Source organism: Pseudomonas sp. SMN5 (assembly GCF_052041925.1).
Taxonomy (GTDB): domain Bacteria; phylum Pseudomonadota; class Gammaproteobacteria; order Pseudomonadales; family Pseudomonadaceae; genus Aquipseudomonas.
The window spans coordinates 92,596-112,891 of record NZ_JBKGGX010000007.1; the positions used below are offsets into that span (position 1 = coordinate 92,596).

Annotated in this window: 17 protein-coding genes and 1 pseudogene; 7 read left to right on the top strand and 11 right to left on the bottom strand. The window is 61.9% G+C overall.

What is annotated here, in order from left to right; translation table 11 throughout:
* Positions 1-224: 224 nt before the first annotated feature.
* The 4 genes from ACLEJR_RS09180 to ACLEJR_RS09195 are packed head-to-tail and all read right to left on the bottom strand — an operon-like array spanning position 225 to position 4,618.
* Positions 225-1,388, bottom strand: coding sequence for a DUF4350 domain-containing protein (locus ACLEJR_RS09180; RefSeq protein WP_440813436.1), 1,164 nt, complete (start codon positions 1,386-1,388; stop codon positions 225-227).
* Entirely contained in the window at positions 1,385-2,935 is a 1,551-nt protein-coding gene (locus ACLEJR_RS09185; protein ID WP_440813439.1) for a DUF4129 domain-containing protein, read from the bottom strand. Before ACLEJR_RS09185 ends, ACLEJR_RS09180 begins: the two co-directional genes overlap by 4 nt.
* A complete protein-coding gene (locus ACLEJR_RS09190) occupies positions 2,922-3,896 on the bottom strand; it encodes a stage II sporulation protein M (protein ID WP_440813442.1) in 975 nt (324 codons plus the stop codon). The genes ACLEJR_RS09185 and ACLEJR_RS09190 overlap by 14 nt, the downstream gene beginning before the upstream one ends.
* Positions 3,893-4,618, bottom strand: a complete 726-nt coding sequence (locus tag ACLEJR_RS09195) for an RDD family protein (RefSeq protein ID WP_440813445.1) — start codon at positions 4,616-4,618, stop codon at positions 3,893-3,895. Before ACLEJR_RS09195 ends, ACLEJR_RS09190 begins: the two co-directional genes overlap by 4 nt.
* On the opposite strand from ACLEJR_RS09195, the gene ACLEJR_RS09200 reads away from it, so the two are divergent.
* Together ACLEJR_RS09200 and sbcB are read left to right on the top strand one after the other, a co-directional pair.
* The gene (locus ACLEJR_RS09200; protein WP_440813446.1) at positions 4,617-4,988 is read left to right on the top strand and encodes a hypothetical protein; all 372 of its coding nucleotides are present in this window, start codon (positions 4,617-4,619) and stop codon (positions 4,986-4,988) included. The two genes, ACLEJR_RS09195 and ACLEJR_RS09200, sit on opposite strands and share 2 nt — an antisense overlap.
* Positions 4,985-6,412, top strand: a complete 1,428-nt coding sequence (gene sbcB, locus ACLEJR_RS09205; protein WP_440813449.1) for an exodeoxyribonuclease I — start codon at positions 4,985-4,987, stop codon at positions 6,410-6,412. The genes ACLEJR_RS09200 and sbcB overlap by 4 nt, the downstream gene beginning before the upstream one ends.
* Positions 6,413-6,503: 91 nt before the next feature.
* On the opposite strand, the gene mvaT is transcribed toward sbcB, so the two are convergent.
* A complete protein-coding gene (gene mvaT / locus ACLEJR_RS09210) occupies positions 6,504-6,881 on the bottom strand; it encodes a histone-like nucleoid-structuring protein MvaT (protein WP_440797315.1) in 378 nt (125 codons plus the stop codon).
* A 295-nt stretch (positions 6,882-7,176) separates the two neighbouring features.
* Between mvaT and purU the strand changes: the two genes are divergently transcribed.
* Positions 7,177-8,025: a formyltetrahydrofolate deformylase gene (gene purU / locus ACLEJR_RS09215; RefSeq protein WP_440813452.1), complete on the top strand. Its 849-nt coding sequence runs from the start codon at positions 7,177-7,179 to the stop codon at positions 8,023-8,025.
* A gap of 57 nt (positions 8,026-8,082) precedes the next feature.
* The gene (locus ACLEJR_RS09220; RefSeq protein WP_440813454.1) at positions 8,083-8,247 is read left to right on the top strand and encodes a hypothetical protein; all 165 of its coding nucleotides are present in this window, start codon (positions 8,083-8,085) and stop codon (positions 8,245-8,247) included.
* Between the two features lie 187 nt (positions 8,248-8,434).
* Here the strand turns inward: ACLEJR_RS09220 and ACLEJR_RS09225 are convergent, their stop codons facing one another.
* From ACLEJR_RS09225 to ACLEJR_RS09245, 5 genes and pseudogenes are all read right to left on the bottom strand, one after another.
* A complete protein-coding gene (locus ACLEJR_RS09225) occupies positions 8,435-9,430 on the bottom strand; it encodes a lysylphosphatidylglycerol synthase transmembrane domain-containing protein (RefSeq protein WP_440813456.1) in 996 nt (331 codons plus the stop codon).
* Positions 9,427-10,194 carry a DUF2334 domain-containing protein gene (locus ACLEJR_RS09230; protein WP_440813457.1) on the bottom strand — a complete coding sequence of 256 codons (768 nt, stop codon included), beginning with the start codon at positions 10,192-10,194 and terminating at the stop codon, positions 9,427-9,429. Before ACLEJR_RS09230 ends, ACLEJR_RS09225 begins: the two co-directional genes overlap by 4 nt.
* Positions 10,195-10,210: 16 nt before the next feature.
* Positions 10,211-11,332 (bottom strand): glycosyltransferase family 4 protein, encoded by a 1,122-nt coding sequence (locus ACLEJR_RS09235; protein ID WP_440797307.1) that lies wholly within the window; start codon positions 11,330-11,332, stop codon positions 10,211-10,213.
* 190 nt (positions 11,333-11,522) lie between these two features.
* A complete protein-coding gene (locus ACLEJR_RS09240; protein ID WP_440799218.1) occupies positions 11,523-12,287 on the bottom strand; it encodes a methyl-accepting chemotaxis protein in 765 nt (254 codons plus the stop codon).
* Between the two features lie 93 nt (positions 12,288-12,380).
* A pseudogene (locus tag ACLEJR_RS09245) lies at positions 12,381-13,412 on the bottom strand (HAMP domain-containing protein); the annotation flags it as partial.
* A gap of 191 nt (positions 13,413-13,603) precedes the next feature.
* Here ACLEJR_RS09245 and ACLEJR_RS09250 point away from each other — a divergent pair.
* On the top strand, positions 13,604-15,088 hold the full coding sequence (locus ACLEJR_RS09250) for a helicase HerA-like domain-containing protein (RefSeq protein ID WP_440813458.1): 1,485 nt from the start codon (positions 13,604-13,606) through the stop codon (positions 15,086-15,088).
* Between the two features lie 272 nt (positions 15,089-15,360).
* Here ACLEJR_RS09250 and ACLEJR_RS09255 read toward each other — a convergent pair whose 3' ends face one another.
* Positions 15,361-15,816 (bottom strand): DUF721 domain-containing protein, encoded by a 456-nt coding sequence (locus ACLEJR_RS09255; protein WP_440799210.1) that lies wholly within the window; start codon positions 15,814-15,816, stop codon positions 15,361-15,363.
* A gap of 306 nt (positions 15,817-16,122) precedes the next feature.
* Between ACLEJR_RS09255 and secA the strand changes: the two genes are divergently transcribed.
* Both secA and argJ read left to right on the top strand, forming a co-directional pair.
* Positions 16,123-18,858: a preprotein translocase subunit SecA gene (gene secA, locus ACLEJR_RS09260; protein WP_440799208.1), complete on the top strand. Its 2,736-nt coding sequence runs from the start codon at positions 16,123-16,125 to the stop codon at positions 18,856-18,858.
* A 121-nt stretch (positions 18,859-18,979) separates the two neighbouring features.
* Positions 18,980-20,197 carry a bifunctional glutamate N-acetyltransferase/amino-acid acetyltransferase ArgJ gene (argJ, locus tag ACLEJR_RS09265; RefSeq protein WP_440813461.1) on the top strand — a complete coding sequence of 406 codons (1,218 nt, stop codon included), beginning with the start codon at positions 18,980-18,982 and terminating at the stop codon, positions 20,195-20,197.
* The last annotated feature ends 99 nt before the right edge of the window (positions 20,198-20,296 follow it).

Here is a 20,296-nt window from a genome sequence, read left to right on the forward strand (position 1 = left end):
TTGCGGAAAGTTAAATGGCCGATTACGCCCGTGATTGCTGGGCTTGATGCGTAACCTACGATAGTTTATCTACAATTTTTTTGCGGATTTTTTTGCAGAGTTCACCTACGTCTCGATGTGGCATGCCTTTTCATAGTCTCCCAGTGAAAACGTCTCCCAAAGGACCGATTTTCTGAGTCGATCGGTGTAATGCATGTTGAAACTACCCGAAACCTGGCAGCCGTTCATAAGGCGTTCCTGAGAGTTTGCAAATGGGCGACCTGGCGGCAGAACTCGGCGCTGGACATGCGCTGTTTCGGCCGGGGGCTCAAGGCTTGGCTGATGGCTCGTGTGGGTTGGCGGGTCAGGCGCGCGAGCACCTGCCATTGTTCGGCGACGGCCAGTTTTTCAAAACCCGGATGAAGATGCCGGGCTCGACGCAGTACGTCTTGCTGCAAGGCGTGCAACAGATGCTCTCGGCCGTTGTGCCGCAGGTGGAAACCGGCGCTGGCCTGCAAATGTTCCTCCAGCTGACGCCGCGCCTTGGGCGCGGGTTGTTGCACGGGGCCATCGCGCACCGCCGAATGCCAGAACCACAGGGCGACCAGGGCCGCCAGGGCTATCAACGCCTGGGGGAAATAGCGCAGCAGCAGGGTCAGCAGGTTATCGTGATCGATGTTGAACAGCAGCGTGACGTCGGTATCGGCGCTCAGGTACCAGAGCAGCCAGGCGTTGTCGTATTGATCGATCTGCTCGTTCTTCCACAACTCGGCGTCGGTGATCACGGTGATCGAGCCCAGGCCCAGGTTCAGTTGCATCATGTGCGTCGACAGGGCGCTGTTGGCCCAGGCCTGGGCCAGGTTGTGCGGGTCTTCGAGGTGGAAGTCGGTGTCGAAGGACGCATACGCCGGTGCCTCTTCGTCTTCCAGGTACAACTTGGTCAGCTCGGGGTAAGGCTCCTTGATCAGTTCCGGCTCTGGCTCCTTGAGGTCCTCGCTCAGCAACTGGCGCAGGCGCACGCGGTCCAGCAGCAGGTCGCCGCTGCTGCCGGTCTTGTCATCCCACAAGGCTTCGGCCACGAAGACCAGGCGTCCGCCGGCCCGGGTCCAGTTCAGTAACTGATCGACTTCCCGAGGCGTCATGTCGCTGCGTTCTCCCAGCAGCAACAGGCTGTGCTGGCGCGGCTCCAGGGTCGGGAGCACGTTCAGGCTGTTGGCGTGCTCGACATTGATGCCCTGCTGGCGCAGGAAATATTCGGCGGCCAGGTATGGGTTGGCCTGGGCTTGTGGCGAAGGGCCGTGATCGACGGTTTCCTGGTACGGTATGGCCTTGGAATAAAGGTAAATGGCGAATGCGCCCACCAGCGCGACGATCACCGCCGCGACCACCAGCCCGGCACGCCGACTCATGGGGACACCTGCGGACCGAACAGCCCGCGCCAGGCATCGCACAGTTCCTGTTGCAGATGGGGCGGCGGAGCCCGATGCCCATAAGCGATGTCTTGCCAATGCCGGGTCAGGCTGGCGCTGAACCCCAGCAGATCTTGCTGCTGGAGCTGTTCAATGCGTTGCAGCACCTGGCCTTCGGTGTCGGACGCTTTCAGCGCAAGCTTGAAGTCATAGTGCAAACGGCTGAGCAGCGCCCGGTACAACAGGCCCAGCGCTTCCCGTGGATTCGCGGCCCATAGCTGCTCGACACGGGTTGCGACGTCCACCGGCAGGCTTTCTTCACGGATATCCAGGCCGAACATTTGCACCGGTGCCGGTCGATCCGTAGGCAGCGCTCGTTTCGGCGGCTGGCGGTTCACCAGGCCGTTGAGCCGTTCGCGATAACGCCAGGCCAGCCAGACGATCGCGCTCACCAGACAGGCCCAGAGCACTACCTGGATCAGCGTCGCGGCGACGTCGAAGCGTTGGCTTCCCAGCCATTTGAGAAAGGCCTTGAGCCAGCCGAGGTCGGTGCTGCTCTCGGGGGCTTCGGCGGTTTCGGACGATTCTTCGCCGAAGCGATAACGGGTGACGGTTTGCGGGTTCTTGAACGGCGGGGCATTCAGGACGGCTTCGATGCTGTCCCGCGAGGCCTGGCTGGTGAGCGGTTGGTTGAGCATGCGCGGGCTGTCGGGGCCGCTGTCGTTCTCATCGGCCCAGGCTTGGGGCGCCAACGGCAGCAGGCTCAGCGCCACCAGCATCAGCATGGGGGCGACGCTGCTCAAGCGCTGACGCAAACGGCGGAACACCAGCTCGATGTCCCAGGCTTCGAGGATCGTGCGCCGGTTCAGGTAGAGGCTGAAGCCGCAGGCGACATAGATCGGTTCCCAGACGATCAACAGCAGCGGGTAGAGAAAGTTGATCAGGTGTTCGAACCACAGCCAGTCGTACTCGGCTGCCGCGATCAGCATCTGCCAGTCCCATTCCACTTCCACTTGTTGCGGCACGAACAGGTAGAACAGCGCCATCAGGCCGAACCACAGGGCGGTTTCCAGGTGCATGCCGATGATGGTCAGCCACTGCGCCGCACCGCGATTGCGCTGCAGCAAGACCTGCAAGCGCTGCTGGCGTGCCTCGCCGGCCAGGCCTTCGAGTTGCACCACTGGCATCAGGAAACTGCGGCTCAGGCTGAACCGGCGCCAGGTCAGGCTGGCGAACAGCTGCGGCTTGAGCAGGGCCGGCCACTGTCGCAACGCCTGTCGCAAGGTCGGCGTCTCACCGAACAAAGCCTTGGACAGAATGTACAGCGGCAGGCGCTCGAAGGCCGGCTTCAGCCACCAGAACAGGAAGACCACCAGGGACGGTGAATCCCACAGTAACAGGGCCAGCAACAGGTACACCGGCAGGGTGATGAGCGCCCAGCTGGTCATCAGCAACCGTCGATGCTGCTGGCTCATCAGCACGCCCAGGTCCATGGCTTCCCAGCTGGTGCGCGGGCGAATGACGACGGTGGCATCACTCAGGCGCATGGCGATCCCGTCCGGCAAGCGACAGATAGCTGATCACCAGTAGCCACAACAGCGCGCCAACGGTGTATTTGGTGGCGGGCGTGACGGCACTGGAGGACCAGTACGCTTCGATGAACGCGGCGATGAGCAGCAACAGCATCACGCCGCCGATGATCCGCACGCTTTTACTCGCGGCGATGCGCAACGCTTCGCCCCGGGTCAGGCGCCCCGGCGCGACCAAGGCCCAGCCCAGTTGCAGGCCGGCGGCGCCGGCCAGGGCGATGGCGGTGAGTTCGAAGGCGCCGTGGCCGATGACGAATGACCAGAACGTGCTGCCGGAGCCGATCTGAGTCAGGTGACCGGCCACCGCGCCGATGGTCAGGCCATTGAAGAACAGGAAGAACGCGCTGCCCAGGCCAAACAGCATGCCGCTGGCGAAGGTCTGAAAGGCAATGCCGATGTTGTGCATGATGTAGTAGCCGAACATGACCCAGTCTTCGCTGGCAGCCCGTTCGACGGAGCGCCCCAGGTGTCCGGACGCCGGGTCGTACATGCCGCGGATCTGGGCGACTTCATCGGCGCCCAGCATGCTGTAGACCAGTTCCGGGAACAGGTAGACCAGGACCCCGGTGATCGCCAGGCTGCCGAGGAACATCAGGCTGGCGGCCAGCACGAATCGCCATTGTTCACGCACCAGCTGCGGAAAACCGGCGAGGATGAACGCCGAAAGGCTCGACGATGGCCGGCTGCTGTCCCGGTAAAGTTGCTGGTGGCCGCGCAGCGCCAGTTGTTGCAGCGTGTCCACCAGCAAGCTGCTGTAGCCCCGGGCCTGGGCCAGGGCCAGGTGATGGCAGAGTCGCCGGTAGGCGGGAGGGAAATCGCTGCTCTGGGCCACGTTGCGGCGGCGCTCCAATTGGTCGAGCAGCCGGGACAGCTGGTCCCATTCCCCTTGGTGTCGGCTTTCGAAAAGGCTTTGTTTCATGTAGGCCCCAGCAGGCCGCGGGCGATGCCATTGAGTTCAGCCGCGGCTCGCGGGGCCTGGACCTTCAATGGCGCAGCAAGGATGGCCGCCAGTTCGTCGACCCGTTCCCGGGACAGTTCGGCCTGGCGTTCGGCGAACCCAAGCACGGCGCGTTGCTCGTTCAAGGCAAGGGCAAATGGCGCGCATAGCGCCGGTGCCATGGGCAATGCGGGGCGTTTGACCGGTTGCTCCCGATAGACCACCAGCGTGCCGGCGGCCAGGTCGCCGAGGCGTTTGAAGGCCGGGTGTTGCAGGCAACTGATCGCGCCGAAGGTATAGCCGAAGGGCAGCATGTCGACGAAGCGCAACAGGTTGCGGATCAGCGAGGCCGACCAGCCGATGAGCCGGCCATCATCCTGCACCACGCGCAGGCCCATGATCTGTTTGCCCGGCGAGCGGCCCTGGTTCAGTACCTCGAACAGCACCATGTACCACCAGCTGATCACGAACAGCAGGATGGAGCCCAGGCCGAGGCCCAGTTCGCCGAAGAACGCCAGGATGAGAAAAAGCAGGCCCAGGACCAGGCCGCGGATGCCCAGGTCGATGGTGAAAGCGATGGCTCGGGGCATCAACCCCGCCGGGCGCAAGGGCAGGTCGATGCCTTCGGGCGTTTCAACCTGGTACCGCGTGTCCAGCGGCGCGGGCAGCGTCGCGTTCCTTTGCAGTGCTGGTGTCTCGAGCATGGGCAACCTGAGTGCTGGGGCCGGTTCGAAGAGTCTATGGGCTGCGATGCTAGCAGCCTTTGTGCAGGCAAACGATATGGCCGTGCAGGTCATTTCATGCATCGGCGATATACCTAGATTTTTGTACACCCCAAATCCCTGTGAGAGCGAGCTTGCTCGCGATAGCGGTGTGTCAGGTTACAGTGATGTTGAATGTACCGCCGTCATCGCGAGCAGGCTCGCTCCCACAGGGGGGCTGTGGGGTTATGGATTCTGTTTTCACCTCAAATTTTTTGTGGCGGCAGGGATATCAAAAGTTACACCGCCGCTGGCCCTGGGCGGGTTCGAGCGCCTAGACTTCGCCAGTCTCAAGTTCAGGAACAGCCCGTGACTTCTATCTTCTGGTACGACTACGAAACCACCGGGATCAACCCGCGTTGCGACCGGCCCTTGCAGGTGGCGGGAATTCGTACCGATTTTGCGCTCAATGAAATCGACGAACCGGTGAATCTCTACTGCCGGCCCAGCGATGACATCCTGCCTCATCCGGCGGCTTGCGCGATCACCGGGATTACCCCGGCGTGCCTGGCGGAAAAGGGTTTGAGCGAAGCGGATTTCATGACTCGCGTGCATGCGCAACTGGCCGCGCCCGGCACGTGCGGCGCGGGCTACAACACCCTGCGTTTCGACGATGAGATGACCCGTTACAGCCTGTATCGGAATTTCTTCGACCCCTACGCCCGCGAATGGCAGGGCGGTAACAGCCGTTGGGACCTGATCGATCTGGTACGCGCCGCCTATGCCCTGCGTCCCGACGGTATCGAATGGCCGCAGGAGGACGGGCGCGTCACCCTCAAGCTCGAACGACTGACCGCCGCCAATGGCATCGATCACGGACAGGCCCACGATGCATTGTCGGATGTGCGTGCGACCATCGCCCTGGCGCGCCTGATCCGCCAGAAGCAGCCGCGGCTCTACGACTGGCTCTTTCAGTTGCGCAGCAAACAGAAAGTCATGGATCAGATTCGCCTGTTGCAACCGATGGTGCATATCTCCGGGCGTTTCTCGGCGGCGCGCAACTTCGTCGGTGTGGTCCTTCCGCTGGCCTGGCATCCGAAGAACCGCAACGCGCTGATTGTCTGCGACCTGCACCTGGATCCGCAGGGCCTGCTGGAGCATGAGGCCGAGATCCTCCGCCAGCGTCTGTACACCCGTCGGGAGGAACTGCTCGATGGCGAGCTGCCGGTGCCGCTCAAGCTCATTCATATCAATAAATGCCCGGTCATCGCGCCGCTGGCGGTGCTGCGTGCCGAGGATCAACAGCGGCTGCAACTGGACATGGAAGGCTACCGGCAACGGGTGGTGCGACTGACTGACGCACAGAATGTCTGGCAGGACAAACTTCAGGCTATTTATGGCCGCGAGGATTTCTCGGCCAATGAAGACCCCGAGCAACAGTTATACGCTGGGTTCATGGGCGATCGCGATCGGCGTTTATGTGAACAAGTGCGTATGGCAGATCCGGCGCAGTTGGCGCAAGAGCTTTGGCCGTTCGATGATGAGCGTTTGCCGGAACTATTGTTCCGCTATCGGGCACGTAACTTTGCCGATACGTTGAATCCAGAAGAGCAGGCACGCTGGAAAATGTTTTGCCGACAACGCCTGTCATCCCCGGAATGGGGCGCGCCTAATACCCTGGAAAGTTTTGACGCGGCGATGGCAGAGTGGATGGGGCTGGCGACGCCATTGCAGCAGCAAGTACTCGAGCAATGGCAGGGTTACAGCCAGCAATTGCGCAAACGTTTAAGCCTTTAGTCGCGATGAAGTGGAAAATCACGGGCACAAAAAACGCCAGACAATCTGGCGTTTTTTCATGTTTCGATGAAGCGGTGCGAACCGGCGAGCCTTAGCCCAGCAGGGTTGCCCAGCCTTCAACCACATCACCGCCCCACTTGGCTTTCCACTCTTTGAGAGTCTTGTGGTTGCCGCCTTTGGTTTCGATGACTTCACCGTTGTGCGGGTTCTTGTACTGCTTAACTTTGCGAGCGCGTTTGGTGCCAGTAGTTTTCACGGCGCCACGTGGGGCTTTGCTCGACTTAGCTTCTGGATCCAGCAGGGCAGCGATGTCACGCAGGGACTTCGAATACTCGCCCATCAGTGCGCGCAATTTGCCTTCGAATTCCAGTTCTTTTTGCAGTTTGTCGTCTTTGGACAGCTGTTCCAGGCGTTTTTGCAGTTCTTTGATGGCTTCTTCGGTGTTGCGGTATTCATTGATCAGGGACATGAGGACTACCTTATGTAGGACACGGGTGACAAGGAGACAGTGCGGCAATAGTAATCAGACAGTTTCATCAAGTAAACATTTAACCGGTGATTCAGTTAATTAATTAGTGGTGTGCCACAAAATGGCTATTGCATTTAAATAGCATGAGGGCGTTTCCAACATCCGTTTACACATGCAGCCCGTGCCGCGCGGCCTTGCCTGGGACGTGTTGGATGGACGCGAGGCGTCATCAATACTGCAGTTTTGCCGCGCAATGGCTAGAATGGCCGCCTTTGCGAAGTTCTGGAGTTCCCTAATGCGCACTTTTCGGCTGGTGATTTCTTGCCCGGACCGCGTCGGTATCGTTGCTAAAGTCAGTAACTTTCTGGCGTCCCATAACGGCTGGATCACTGAAGCAAGTCATCACTCGGACAATCAAAGCGGCTGGTTCTTCATGCGCCACGAGATTCGCGCCGACTCGCTGCCCTTTGGCCTCGAGGCTTTTCGCGAGGCGTTCGCCCCGATCGCCGAAGAGTTCTCGATGGACTGGCGCATCACCGATACCGAGCAGAAAAAGCGCGTGGTGCTGATGGCCAGCCGCGAGTCCCACTGCCTTGCCGACCTGTTGCACCGCTGGCACAGCGATGAACTCGATTGCGACATCGCCTGCGTGATTTCCAACCATGACGACTTGCGCAGCATGGTGGAGTGGCACGGCATTGCGTACTACCACGTCCCGGTCGATCCGCAGGACAAGCAACCGGCATTCGCCGAAGTCTCGCGGCTGGTCAAGCACCACGACGCCGAGGTGGTGGTGCTGGCCCGCTACATGCAAATCCTGCCGCCGGCCCTGTGCAGCGAATATGCTCACAAGGTAATTAACATCCATCACAGCTTCCTGCCGTCGTTCGTCGGTGCCAAGCCATACCACCAGGCTTCGATGCGCGGTGTGAAGCTGATCGGCGCGACCTGTCACTACGTGACCGAGGAGCTGGACGCCGGCCCGATCATCGAGCAGGACGTGGTGCGTGTCAGCCACAGCGACAGCATCGAAGACATGGTGCGGTTCGGCCGTGACGTGGAGAAGATGGTGCTGGCGCGGGGCTTGCGTTATCACCTGGAAGACCGGGTGCTGGTGCACGGCAACAAGACCGTGGTGTTCTGACTACACTGACAAGGGCCTGGACGAGCGATCGCCAGGCCCTTTTTCACGAGGCTCGCCATGACCAATCCACTGGACAAAGCCACTTCCAAGGCGCCGGCCACCCTGGGCGAAGGCTGCTTGAGCCGCTTCGACCCGGACGAACTGAGCCCGGAAGACGGCACTGAGTTTCCTGATGCTGCACAGTTGTGGGAGCAGTTGCATCCCCAGGACAACCCCGAATAACCCCGCCAACTCAGGGAAATCACCAGTCCCTGTGGCGAGGGAGCTTGCTCCCGCTGGGCTGCGAAGCGGCCCCATTAAGTCTGCATGGGCCAGTCTGACACACCGAGGCGCCTGGTTTTGGGGCTGCTGCGCAGCCCAGCGGGAGCAAGCTCCCTCGCCACGGGTGGGGACGGGCCTGTGGTTTACCTCACGCCTGCCGCAACCGCATCAGCCTCTTGATCAACGGTCGCCCGACCATCAAGAAGAACACCGGCCCGCCAGCCACCAGGTAAAAGTAGTAGGTCACCGCCCGCCAGATCAGGATCGACGCGGCGGCGGTGGATTTGCCGACCATGGGCGCCAGCAAGGCGGCCGAGGTCAGTTCGGCCGCTCCGGCGCCGCCTGGCAGGAGGCTGAACTGTCCGGCGCTGAGGGAGAGCATCTGGATCAGGAAACTCCAGGCCCATTGCAAATCCGCCCCCAGGCCTTTCAACGCCAGGTACAACACGCTGTAGCGCAGCGCCCAATGCAAACAGGTCAGGCCAAACACCTGGAACAATGTCTGGCGCGGCAATTTCAAGGTGTCGGTGAACGCCGCGAGAAAATGCAGGATCTTGCGGGCCCAGCGCCGACGGGTAGTTGATTTGACGCGTAGACGGCACAGCAGCCGGGCGCCCAGCAGAATCAACCGGCGGTGATAGCGCGCCACGATCACGCAGCCGAGCAACCCGCCAAACATTGAAATCGCGCTCAATGCCAGCATCCATTCCATGCGCTGGCTGAGGTTCTGGAACAGCGCGTAGAACAGAATGCCAACCAAGGCACATAGGAAAAACAGCAAATCGCTCAACTGGTCCATGGCAAACACTGCGCTGCCATGGGCCGGGCGTACACCGTTGCGCGCCAGCAGCGCCATCAAGGTCAGCGGCCCGCCGCTGCCGCCAGGCGTTGCGCACATCGCGAACTCAGTGGACATCACCACGCCCATGCTCTTCAACCCGCCGATGCGCCCGCGATGTTCGCCCAGCAACAGGCGTAGGCGCACGGAGTTCAGGGCCCAGCAGAGGACGATCATGCCGAGCATGGTCAGCAGCAGCGGCAAGGGAAAACGTTGCACCCGCGCCCACATTTCCCCGCCGCCCACCAGCAACGGCACCAGCAGCGCCGTGAGCAGGGCAGCGGCCAGCCAAAGTGTCCGCTTCATGCGGCGCTGCTGACCCGCAGGCCCTGGGTCGCCAGCCAACCGGCCTTGGTCATCGGCACGCGGCCATCGGCAAGCAGGCGCTTGAGGGTCTGCAGCCAGTAGTCCCGGGAAAACCCGTGGCGCATGTCCACCGGGTGCAGGCCCAGGCGAATCACCGGGGCCTGGCGCCAGCGTTGCTCGCGCTGGTCGCTGAGGACTTTCGACAAGCCACGGCGCCAGGCGCTTCGGGCGCTCCAGACCAGGCCGGGAGCGTCGATGGGGGTGAAGTCCGGCAAGCGATACAGATGCTGGGTGTCACTGGTGTAGCTCAGCGGCAACTGACGCAAGGCCTGGCGCGTGCCTTCGCTCATCAACCAGGCCGGTGCGACGAAACCGTGCAGCGGCCATTGGTAGCGCTGGAACAGGTCGACACCGGCGCGCAGGCGGGCGAGGGCGTCGTCCTCGGACAACCGGTAGAACTCGCCTTCGTGGGTATAGACCCGGCGCATGAACCAATCCTTGGGGTGCAGGGCCGGGGGGCCGTCATCGCAATGGTAATAGCCGTGCAATACCAGTTCGTCACCGCGTTCGACCCGACTGTCGAGTAAACGGCGGAACCCTGGATGATTCTCCAGGGCGTTGGCGTGATGAAAATCCGGCACCACCAGCCACGTCATCGGCACCTGACCGAGGGCATCGACGGCTTCGACAAAAGGCTGGTAGTCGGGCCAAGTCTGCGGCGCCACGTCGTGCAGCACCAGTAACACGCTGGGCGAGTGATTCATCGACACGGACCTCGCCTCAAGCATTGGCCAGCATTGGCATCTGCGCACCGAGTACGGCGTAGTAGTGCCCGAGCAGGCTGTTGACCACAGTGTCCCAGGCGTAGTGCTTTTCCACATGCCGTCGCGCCAGTGCACCCCGGCGCTGGCAGCCTTCCGAGAACAGTTGCCGCACGGCGTTGGCCATGGCCTGTGGGTTGTTGGGCGCGCACAGCAAGCCGCAGTCTTCGTGGACGATCTCGGTGAACGCCCCGGCCGCCACCGCCACCACCGGAATGCCACTGGCCATGGCTTCGAGGATCACCAGGCCGAACGTTTCCTGGTCCCCGGCGTGCAGCAATGCGTCAGCGCTGGCCATGAGCCGGGCGACTTGCGGCGCCGGGCAGAATTCATCGACCACCGTGACGTTATCCGGCACCAAGGCCGGCATCGAAGAGCCCACCAGCAACAAGTGATAACGCTCGCCCAGGCGCTTCATGCACTTGAGCAGCACCGGCAGGTTCTTTTCCTTGGAGCCGCGACCGGCGAACACCAGCAATCGCGTGTCCTCGGCGATCCCCAGTTCGGCTCGCAGCTCCGGGTCACGGGCCGCCGGGTTGAAGGTTTGCAGATCCACGCCCAGGGGCTGCACGTAGACATTCCTGACGCCCAGGCCGGTCAGTTTGTCGGCCATGACCTGGCTTGGGGCGAGGACGCGGTCGAAGTTACCGTACAACTTGCTGACGTACGCCTCGATATTGGGGGTGAACCAATTGCCCATGCGGTTGCTCACCAGCAGCGGCAGGTCGGAGTGGTAGAAGCCGATGACCGGTACGTCCAACTGGCGCCGGGCATCCAGCGCGGCCCAGGCAGTGAGGTAGGGATCGCCGACTTCGATCAGGTCCGGTTGCAGATCACGCAGGACATTTCGCCAAGGTGCCAGGCGCAGCGGGAAGCGATAACCCTTGCCGAACGGCAGTGCAGGGGCGGGGACCTTGTAGATCCCGTCATGTTCGCTCAGATGCGCGCCGGGAATCAGCAGGCTGTGGCGAATACCGGGCCGGTCGCCCAGGCGCCGGTGCTTGGCATCCAGGTAAGTGCGCACGCCGCCGCTGGCGGGGGCGTAGAACATGGTTATGTCCGCTATATGCACGATGAACATCCCTCCGGTCTGAGTTCTCCCTTTGTTGACCTTTATGAAGAATAGATGTTCGGTTGGGTTGTGGGGGGTGGGGTGTCAGTGGAGTGTTGCTTGATTTGACAGGGCCCTATCGCGAGCAAGCTCGCTCCCACAGGGTTAGCGCAAATCCCTGTGGGAGCGAGCTTGCTCGGATGAGGCCAGTCCAGGCGCTCTAGATCCTGAAACTCCCCACCAATTGCTTCAACCGCGCCGCCTGCTGCTCCAGGTCGGAACAGGCGCGCAAGGTCGATTGCAGGTTTTCCACGCCTTCTTGGTTCAGGGTGTTGATCTCGGTGATGTCGACGTTGATCGACTCCACCACGGCGGTCTGTTCCTCGGTGGCGGTGGCCACCGACTGGTTCATGCCGTCGATCTCGCCGATGCGCTGGGTCACGCTGCTCAGGCGCTCGCCGGCCAGGTTGGCGATTTCCACGCTCTGCTGGCTGTGGCGCTGGCTGTCGCTCATGGTCGTGACCGAATCCCGGGCACCGACCTGCAACTCTTCGATCATGGTCTGCACTTGCTGCGCCGATTCCTGGGTGCGGTGGGCCAGGTTGCGCACTTCATCGGCCACCACGGCGAACCCGCGCCCGGCTTCACCGGCCCGGGCGGCTTCAATCGCGGCGTTGAGGGCCAGCAGGTTGGTCTGCTGGGAAATGCTGGTGATCACTTCAAGGATCTGACCGATGTTCACGGTTTTGCTGTTCAGCGATTCGATGTTGCTGCTCGACGTTCCCAGCAACTGAGACAAACGATTCATCGCAGCGATGCTGCGCTCTACCACTTGTTGGCCGTCCTCGGCCAGGCCGCGGGCGTCGCTGGCCTGATGGGAGGCCTGGGCGGCGTTGCGGGCGATTTCCTGGGCGGCGGCGCCCAGTTGATTGATGGCGGCGGCCACGCTGTTGGTACGGCTCGATTGTTCATCGGAATTGACCATCGACGAGTTCGATGCGCTGACCACGCGCAGGGCGACTTCGTTGACGTGTTCGGTGGCCGAGGACACCTCGCGGATCGAACGGTGGATCCGCTCGACGAAACGGTTGAACGCCGTGCCGAGGATGCCGAATTCGTCCTGGTTCTGGATGACCAGGCGTTTGGTCAGGTCGCCTTCGCCGTCGGCGATGTCTTCCATGGCCCGGGTCATGACATGCAGCGGCTGGATCAACAGGCGGATCAGCATGCTCAGAAGGGCAATGATGAACACCACGGCGATGACAGTCGCCACGACGGCCGAGGTGCGGAAGTCGCTGAGCATGGAGTAGGCCATGTCCTTGTCTACCGAGACACCCACATACCAGTTGACCGAGGGCAGGCCTTTAATGGGCGTGAAGGTGACGATGCGCGTGTGGCCGTCCACTTCGACTTCGCTGATCTGGTCGCTGATCTTCGGAGTGTTCCGGGGAAAGGCCTCGACCAGGGTCTTCATGACCATGTTCTTGTCCGGGTGCACCAGGATCTTGCCGTCGGCGCTGACCAGGAAGGCATAGCCCATGCCGTCGAAGTCCACGGTCTTGAGGTTGTCGATGACGGCTTGCAGGCTCAGGTCGCCACCCACCACGCCAATGCTTTGCGTGGCGTTGCGCGAGGCGCTGGCGATGGAGATGATCAGCGCGCCGGTGGCCGCATCGATGTAGGGTTCGGTCAGGGTCGCGGTACTGCTGCTTTGCGCGCCTTTATACCAGGGGCGAACCCGTGGATCGAAGCCGTCGGGCATTTTCGTATCGGGGCGAATGATGAAGCTGCCTTGGGCATCGCCCAGGTAGGACGCCATGAACGTGGACGTCAGCGCTTTCTGTTCCAGCAGGCGGGACACCGTGGCGGAATCCGGGTTGATGGCGATGTTCTGGGCCAGGTTATCGACCAGCAGGATGCGGCCGGTCAGCCAGGTCTGGATGTTGCTCGCCGTGACATCGCCCATTTCATGCAGGTAGCTGTCGAGGTCATCGCGGATGGCGTTGCGTTGCAGGTAATCGTTGTACAGCGTGAAGGAGGCGAAGGCGGCGATGACGATCAGGGCGGCAGCAAGCAGGATCTTATGGCTGAAGCGCAAATTTCTATTCATGGTTCGGGGTTCCGCTAAAGTCTTTTTTCCAGGCGTGCTTTTTTAGTAAAGCAGCGCAAAATGTCCCCGTACTGAAAATAAAGCTGATATTTCCTTCTCTCCCTGGGGAATTATCCGACCTTAGTTTTCGATGAGGTCTGTCGCTTTAGCTATCGACCATGCAGCGCCAAAGATGAATCACAGGTGACCAAATGCAGGATTTCGCGCAACTCGTTATCGGGGCCGACCTCGCCGGCCAGCCTATCGGCCAGGCCATGCGCCTGGCGAATCGTCATGGTTTGGTGGCGGGCGCCACCGGCACCGGCAAGACCGTCACCCTGCAGCGCCTGGCCGAGGCGTTCAGCGATGCCGGGGTGGCGGTGTTCGCGGCGGACATCAAGGGTGACCTGTGCGGCCTCGGCGCCGCCGGCAGTCCCCAGGGCAAGGTCGCCGAGCGCATCGCCGCGATGCCCTGGCTCAATCACCAGCCCAGGGCTTATCCGGTGACCTTGTGGGATATCCACGGCCAGTCCGGTCACCCATTGCGTACTACCTTGAGTGAAATGGGCCCGCTGTTGATCGGCAGCCTGCTCGAATTGACGGACAGCCAGCAATCGGCGCTCTACGCCGCGTTCAAGGTCGCCGACCGCGAAGGCCTCTTGCTGCTGGACCTCAAGGACCTGAAGGCGCTGCTCAACCATCTCAAAGACAACCCCGAGTTGCTGGGGGACGACGCGGCCCTGATGACCACCGGCTCCAGCCAGGCCTTGCTGCGACGGTTGTCCACGCTGGAACAACAGGGCGCGGACGCATTGTTTGGCGAGCCGGCCTTGCAACTCGAAGACATCCTGCAACCGACCGCCGATGGCCGTGGCCGCATTCATTTGCTCGACGCCAGCCGCCTGGTCCACGAGGCGCCGAAGGTCTACGCGACGTTCCTGCTGTGGCTGCTGGCCGAGTTGTTCGAGCAACTGCCCGAGCGCGGCGATGCGGACAAACCGTTGCTGGCGCTGTTCTTCGATGAGGCGCACCTGCTTTTTGCCGGTACGCCCAAGGCCTTGCAGGAGCGTCTGGAACAAGTGGTGCGGCTGATTCGCTCCAAGGGAGTGGGGGTGTATTTCGTCACCCAGTCGCCGGGTGACCTGCCGGACGATGTGCTGGCGCAGTTGGGCTTGCGCATCCAGCATGGCCTGCGGGCCTTCACCGCGAAAGAGCAGAAATCCCTGCGGGCGGTGGCGGAGGGTTTTCGACCCAACCCGCAATTCGATGCCCTGGCGGTGCTCACTGAGTTGGGGATCGGCGAAGCCTTGGTTGGTACTTTGCAGGAAAAAGGCACGCCGGAAATGGTCCAGCGGGTGTTGGTGGCGCCGCCGCAATCGCGCATCGGGCCGCTGAGCGAGGCCGAGCGCGCCGGGCTGATCGCCAACTCGTCGCTGCAAGGTCGTTACGACAAACCGATCGATCGGGAATCGGCCTATGAGGTGTTGATGGGCCGCAAAGGGCTTGAACCCCAGACCGAAGCGCCGGGTAAACCGCAGGTCGAAGAACCGAGCTTTGCTGACAAAGCCGGGGAGTTCCTCGGCACCGCGGCCGGCCAGGCATTGAAATCCGCCATGCGCCAGGCGGCCAATCAGCTGGGCCGGCAATTGGTGCGCGGATTGATGGGGTCGTTGCTGGGGGGCAGTAAGCGCCGCTAGTCGGCAGACCGGGTCGCCGCCATCGCGAGCAGGCTCGCTCCCACAGTGGACCTTTAGCGGACATAAACTTTGTGTTCAACAGTGCCCCCTGTGGGAGCGAGCTTGCTCGCGATGGCGCCAGCACATTCAACACCACCTGCACAGGCACACCGCTATCGCGAGCAAGCTCGCTCCGACAGTGGACCTTCAGTGGACATAAACTTTGTGTTCAACAGTGACCCCTGTGGGAGCGAGCCTGCTCGCGATAGCGATCTACCAGGTGAAGCAAGGCCTCAAGCCTTGGGCCGGGCATGCGCCGCCAGCCGTTCCAGCGCCGCCCGCAGTTGCGGATCGCTGATGCCATCGGCGGTGGCCTGGATGGTGGCGGCGGCATCACTGGACAGGTCCAGGGTGTGCCCTTTGGCACGGGCCTGCACCGTGGGCGGCTGGACCTTGAACAGGATCCGCGTCAGGTTGGCGAACTCGTCGAACGCCTGCAATTGGCGCAGCAGACGCTTCTGTTGGTAGCGCAGGCGCGTGGCCCAGTGGCCGTCGGTGACAATCAGCAGCAGGCAGCCTTCGCGCCACGACGCCACATGGCAATGCTCGCGGGCGGCAGGTTGCAACTGGCTGTCCAGCAGGCGCTGCAAATGGCCCAGGCGCCGGGCGTGGCCGAAGAGGGCTTTCAGCGGTTTGGCTTCGCGCAGCAGGACGGCGGGAGCCTTGGCTGGAAGAGGGCGAAAGGCCATGGACGATTACCACAAGTGACAGAGGCGCCATGGTAGCAGAAAGCACCGGGCACGCCTTGGCGCAGTCGTCCGAGGCGTTTAACTGACACAAACACTGGTAACTTCTGCATTTAATGGGTTGAAGTTCGCCCAAAAGCCCTTATTTTAAGCAGGCCCCGTCACAGCGCTGTGCCAGCATCGTGGAATAACGCCACTTTCCTCACCATCGTTTCCGGGTAGAATGCTCGTTCGCATGCGGCCATGAGGGCTGCACGGGCGACTCACGGGGCCGCCCTCCATCCCTTTAGTGTGGAAGATCCTGCCGATATGTTTGCGCCTTTGTTAAAGAAACTTTTTGGAAGCAAGAACGAGCGTGAAGTCAAGCGCATGCTCAAGACGGTACAGACTGTCAATGCCTTCGAAGAGCAAATGGTGGCCCTTTCGGACGATCAGTTACGCGCCAAGACTGCCGAATTCAAGGACCGCATCGCCAAGGGAGAAACCCTTGACCAGCTCCTGCCCGAAGCCTTTGCGGTTGCCCGCGAGGCCGGCAAGCGGGTCATGGGCATGCGCCACTTCGACGTCCAGTTGATCGGCGGCATGACCCTGCACGAAGGCAAGATTGCTGAAATGCGCACCGGTGAGGGCAAGACCCTCGTCGCGACCCTGGGCGTCTACCTCAACGCACTGTCCGGCAAGGGCGTGCACGTCGTGACGGTCAACGACTACCTGGCCCGCCGCGACGCCAACTGGATGCGCCCGCTCTACGAATTCCTCGGCCTGACCGTCGGCGTCGTCACGCCGTTCCAGCCGCCGGAAGAGAAGCGTGCCGCCTACGCCGCCGACATCACCTACGGCACCAACAACGAATTCGGTTTCGACTACCTGCGCGACAACATGGCGTTCAGCCTGGAAGAAAAATTCCAGCGTGAACTCAATTTCGCCGTGATCGACGAAGTCGACTCGATCCTCATCGACGAAGCCCGTACCCCGCTGATCATTTCCGGTCAGGCCGAGGACAGCTCCAAGCTGTACATCGAGATCAACAAACTGATCCCGCAGCTCAAGTTGCACGTCGAGGAAGTCGAAGGCCAGGTGACCCAGGCCGGGCACTACACCATCGACGAGAAGACCCGCCAGGTCGAGCTCAACGAAGCCGGTCACCAGTTTATCGAGGACATGCTCACCCGCGTCGGCCTGCTGGCCGAAGGCGAGAGCCTCTACTCGGCCCACAACCTGGGCCTGCTGACCCACGTCTACGCCGGCCTGCGTGCCCACAAGCTGTTCCATCGCAACGTCGAATACATCGTGCAGGACGGCCAGGTGGTGCTGGTGGACGAGCACACCGGTCGTACCATGCCCGGTCGTCGGCTGTCCGAAGGCCTGCACCAGGCCATCGAAGCCAAGGAAGGCCTGAATATCCAGGCCGAGAGCCAGACCCTGGCCTCGACCACCTTCCAGAATTATTTCCGCCTGTACAACAAGCTGTCCGGCATGACCGGTACCGCTGATACCGAGGCGTTCGAATTCCACCAGATCTACGGCCTGCAAGTGGTGGTCATCCCGACCAACAAGCCGCTGGCGCGTAAAGACTACAACGACCTGGTGTTCCTGACCGCTGAAGAGAAGTACGCAGCGATCATCAACGACATCAAGGAAGGCATGGCCCAGGGCCGTCCGATCCTGGTGGGCACCGCCACCATCGAAACCTCCGAGCACATGTCCGCCTTGCTCACCAAGGAAGGCATCGAGCACAAGGTGCTCAACGCCAAGTTCCACGAAAAGGAAGCCGAGATCATCGCCCAGGCCGGTCGCCCGGGTGCGCTGACCATCGCCACCAACATGGCTGGCCGTGGTACCGACATCCTGCTGGGCGGCAACTGGGAAGTGGAAGTCGCTTCGCTGGAAAACCCGACGCCGGAGCAGATCGCGCAGATCAAGGCCGACTGGCAGAAGCGCCACCAGCAGGTGCTCGAATCCGGCGGCTTGCAGGTGATCGCGTCCGAGCGTCACGAATCGCGGCGTATCGACAACCAGCTGCGCGGCCGTGCCGGTCGCCAGGGCGACGCCGGTTCCAGCCGGTTCTACCTGTCGCTGGAAGACAGCCTGATGCGCATCTTCGCCTCGGATCGGGTGAAGAACTTCATGAAGGCCCTGGGCATGCAGCCGGGCGAGGCCATCGAGCACCGCATGGTGACCAACGCCATCGAGAAGGCCCAGCGCAAGGTCGAGGGGCGCAACTTCGATATCCGTAAGCAACTGCTCGAGTTCGACGACGTCAACAACGAACAACGTAAAGTGATCTATCACATGCGAAACAGTTTGTTGGCCGCCGACGACATCGGCGAGACCATCGCCGATTTCCGCCAGGAAGTGCTCAACGCTACCGTCAGCGCCCACATTCCGCCGCAATCGCTACCTGAGCAGTGGGACATCGCAGGACTGGAAGCGGCCCTGCGCAGCGACTTCGGCGTGTCCTTGCCGATCCAGCAGTGGCTCGACGAGGATGACCACCTGTACGAGGAGACCCTGCGCGAAAGGCTGCTGGCCGAACTGATCGCCGCGTACAACGAGAAAGAAGACCAGGCCGGCGCCGAGGCGCTGCGCTCCTTCGAGAAGCAGATTGTGCTGCGGGTACTGGACGACCTGTGGAAAGACCACCTGTCGACCATGGATCACCTGCGCCATGGTATCCACCTGCGCGGTTATGCCCAGAAGAACCCGAAGCAGGAATACAAGCGCGAATCCTACACGCTGTTCTCCGATCTGCTGGATTCGATCAAGCGCGACTCGATCCGTGTGCTGTCCCACGTTCAGGTCCGCCGCGAAGACCCGGCCGAGGAAGAAGCCCGCCTGCGCCAGGAAGCCGAAGCCCTGGCTGCCCGCATGCAGTTCGAGCACGCCGAAGCCCCTGGCCTGGAAGTCGTTGCCGAAGAGGGCGTCGACGTGGATGTCGCCCTGGCGAGCGCGCCGGTGCGCAACGAGCAGAAGCTGGGCCGAAACGAACTGTGTTACTGCGGTTCGGGCAAGAAATACAAGCATTGCCACGGGCAGATCCAATAATCCCGTTGCAACGCTGAACCCTCCACGCCGCGACCGGTTTCAAACGGCTCGCGGCGTTTTGCCATTTGATTAGCCGTCCCGACGAGAGCGGCGCAGACATACATCTAAAAGGAGCGCATTCATGGCTGTTGGTCTTGGTCCGTTGCCAACGTTGCACCCGGTTGCCGGTTTTGAACTCGGTATCGCTTCGGCGGGCATCAAGCGCCCCGGACGCAAGGATGTGGTGGTGATGCGTTGCGCCGAAGGTTCGACGGTCGCCGGCGTGTTCACCCTCAACGCCTTTTGCGCAGCGCCGGTCATTCTTGCCAAGCAGCGCGTGCAGGGGCCGGTGCGCTATCTGCTGACCAACACCGGCAATGCCAACGCCGGCACCGGCGCGCCAGGCCTGGCCGCCGCCGAGCGCACTTGCGCAAAACTGGCCGAACTGACCGGTGTCGATGCCAATCAGGTGCTGCCGTATTCCACTGGTGTGATCGGCGAGCCGCTGCCGGTAGAGAAAATCGAAGGCGCGTTGCAGGCCGCTCTCGACGACCTGTCGGAGAACAACTGGGCCGCGGCCGCCACCGGGATCATGACCACCGACACCCTGCCCAAGGGCGCGAGCCGCCAGTTCCAGCACGATGGCGTGACCGTGACCGTCACCGGTATCAGTAAGGGTGCGGGCATGATCCGGCCGAACATGGCAACCATGCTCGGCTACATCGCCACCGACGCCAAGGTTTCGCGCCAAGTGTTGCAAGACCTGATGCTCGACGGCGCCAACAAGTCCTTCAACCGTATTACCATCGACGGCGACACCTCCACCAACGACTGCTGCATGCTGATCGCCACCGGCAAGGCCAACCTGCCTGAGATCACCGAAGCCAGCGGCCCGCTGTTCGCCGCCCTGAAACAGGCTGTGTTCGAAGTCTGCATGGAAGTGGCCCAGGCCATCGTCCGTGACGGCGAAGGCGCGACCAAGTTCGTCACCGTGCAGGTCAACGGCGGTGGCAATCACCAGGAATGCCTGGACGTCGGCTACACCGTGGCGCATTCGCCGCTGATCAAGACGGCGTTGTTCGCTTCCGACCCGAACTGGGGCCGGATCCTCGCCGCGGTCGGTCGTGCCGGCGTGCCGGCGCTGGACGTGAGCAAGATCGATGTGTTCCTCAGTGAAGTCTGCATCGCCAGCCAAGGCGCTCGTGCTGCGACCTACACCGAAGCCCAGGGCGCGGCGGTGATGCAGCAGGAAGAAATCACCATCCGCATCGAGCTGGGGCGTGGTGAGTGCAGCGAAACGATCTGGACTACCGATTTGTCCCACGAGTACGTGAAGATCAACGCTGAGTATCGGACTTAACAAGGCTCGGGACCGAGTTGCTCCTGTCGCGAGCAGGGATCTGTGGTGTGAACTCAATTCACGCCACCCCACAGATCCCCTGTGGGAGCGAGCCAGCTC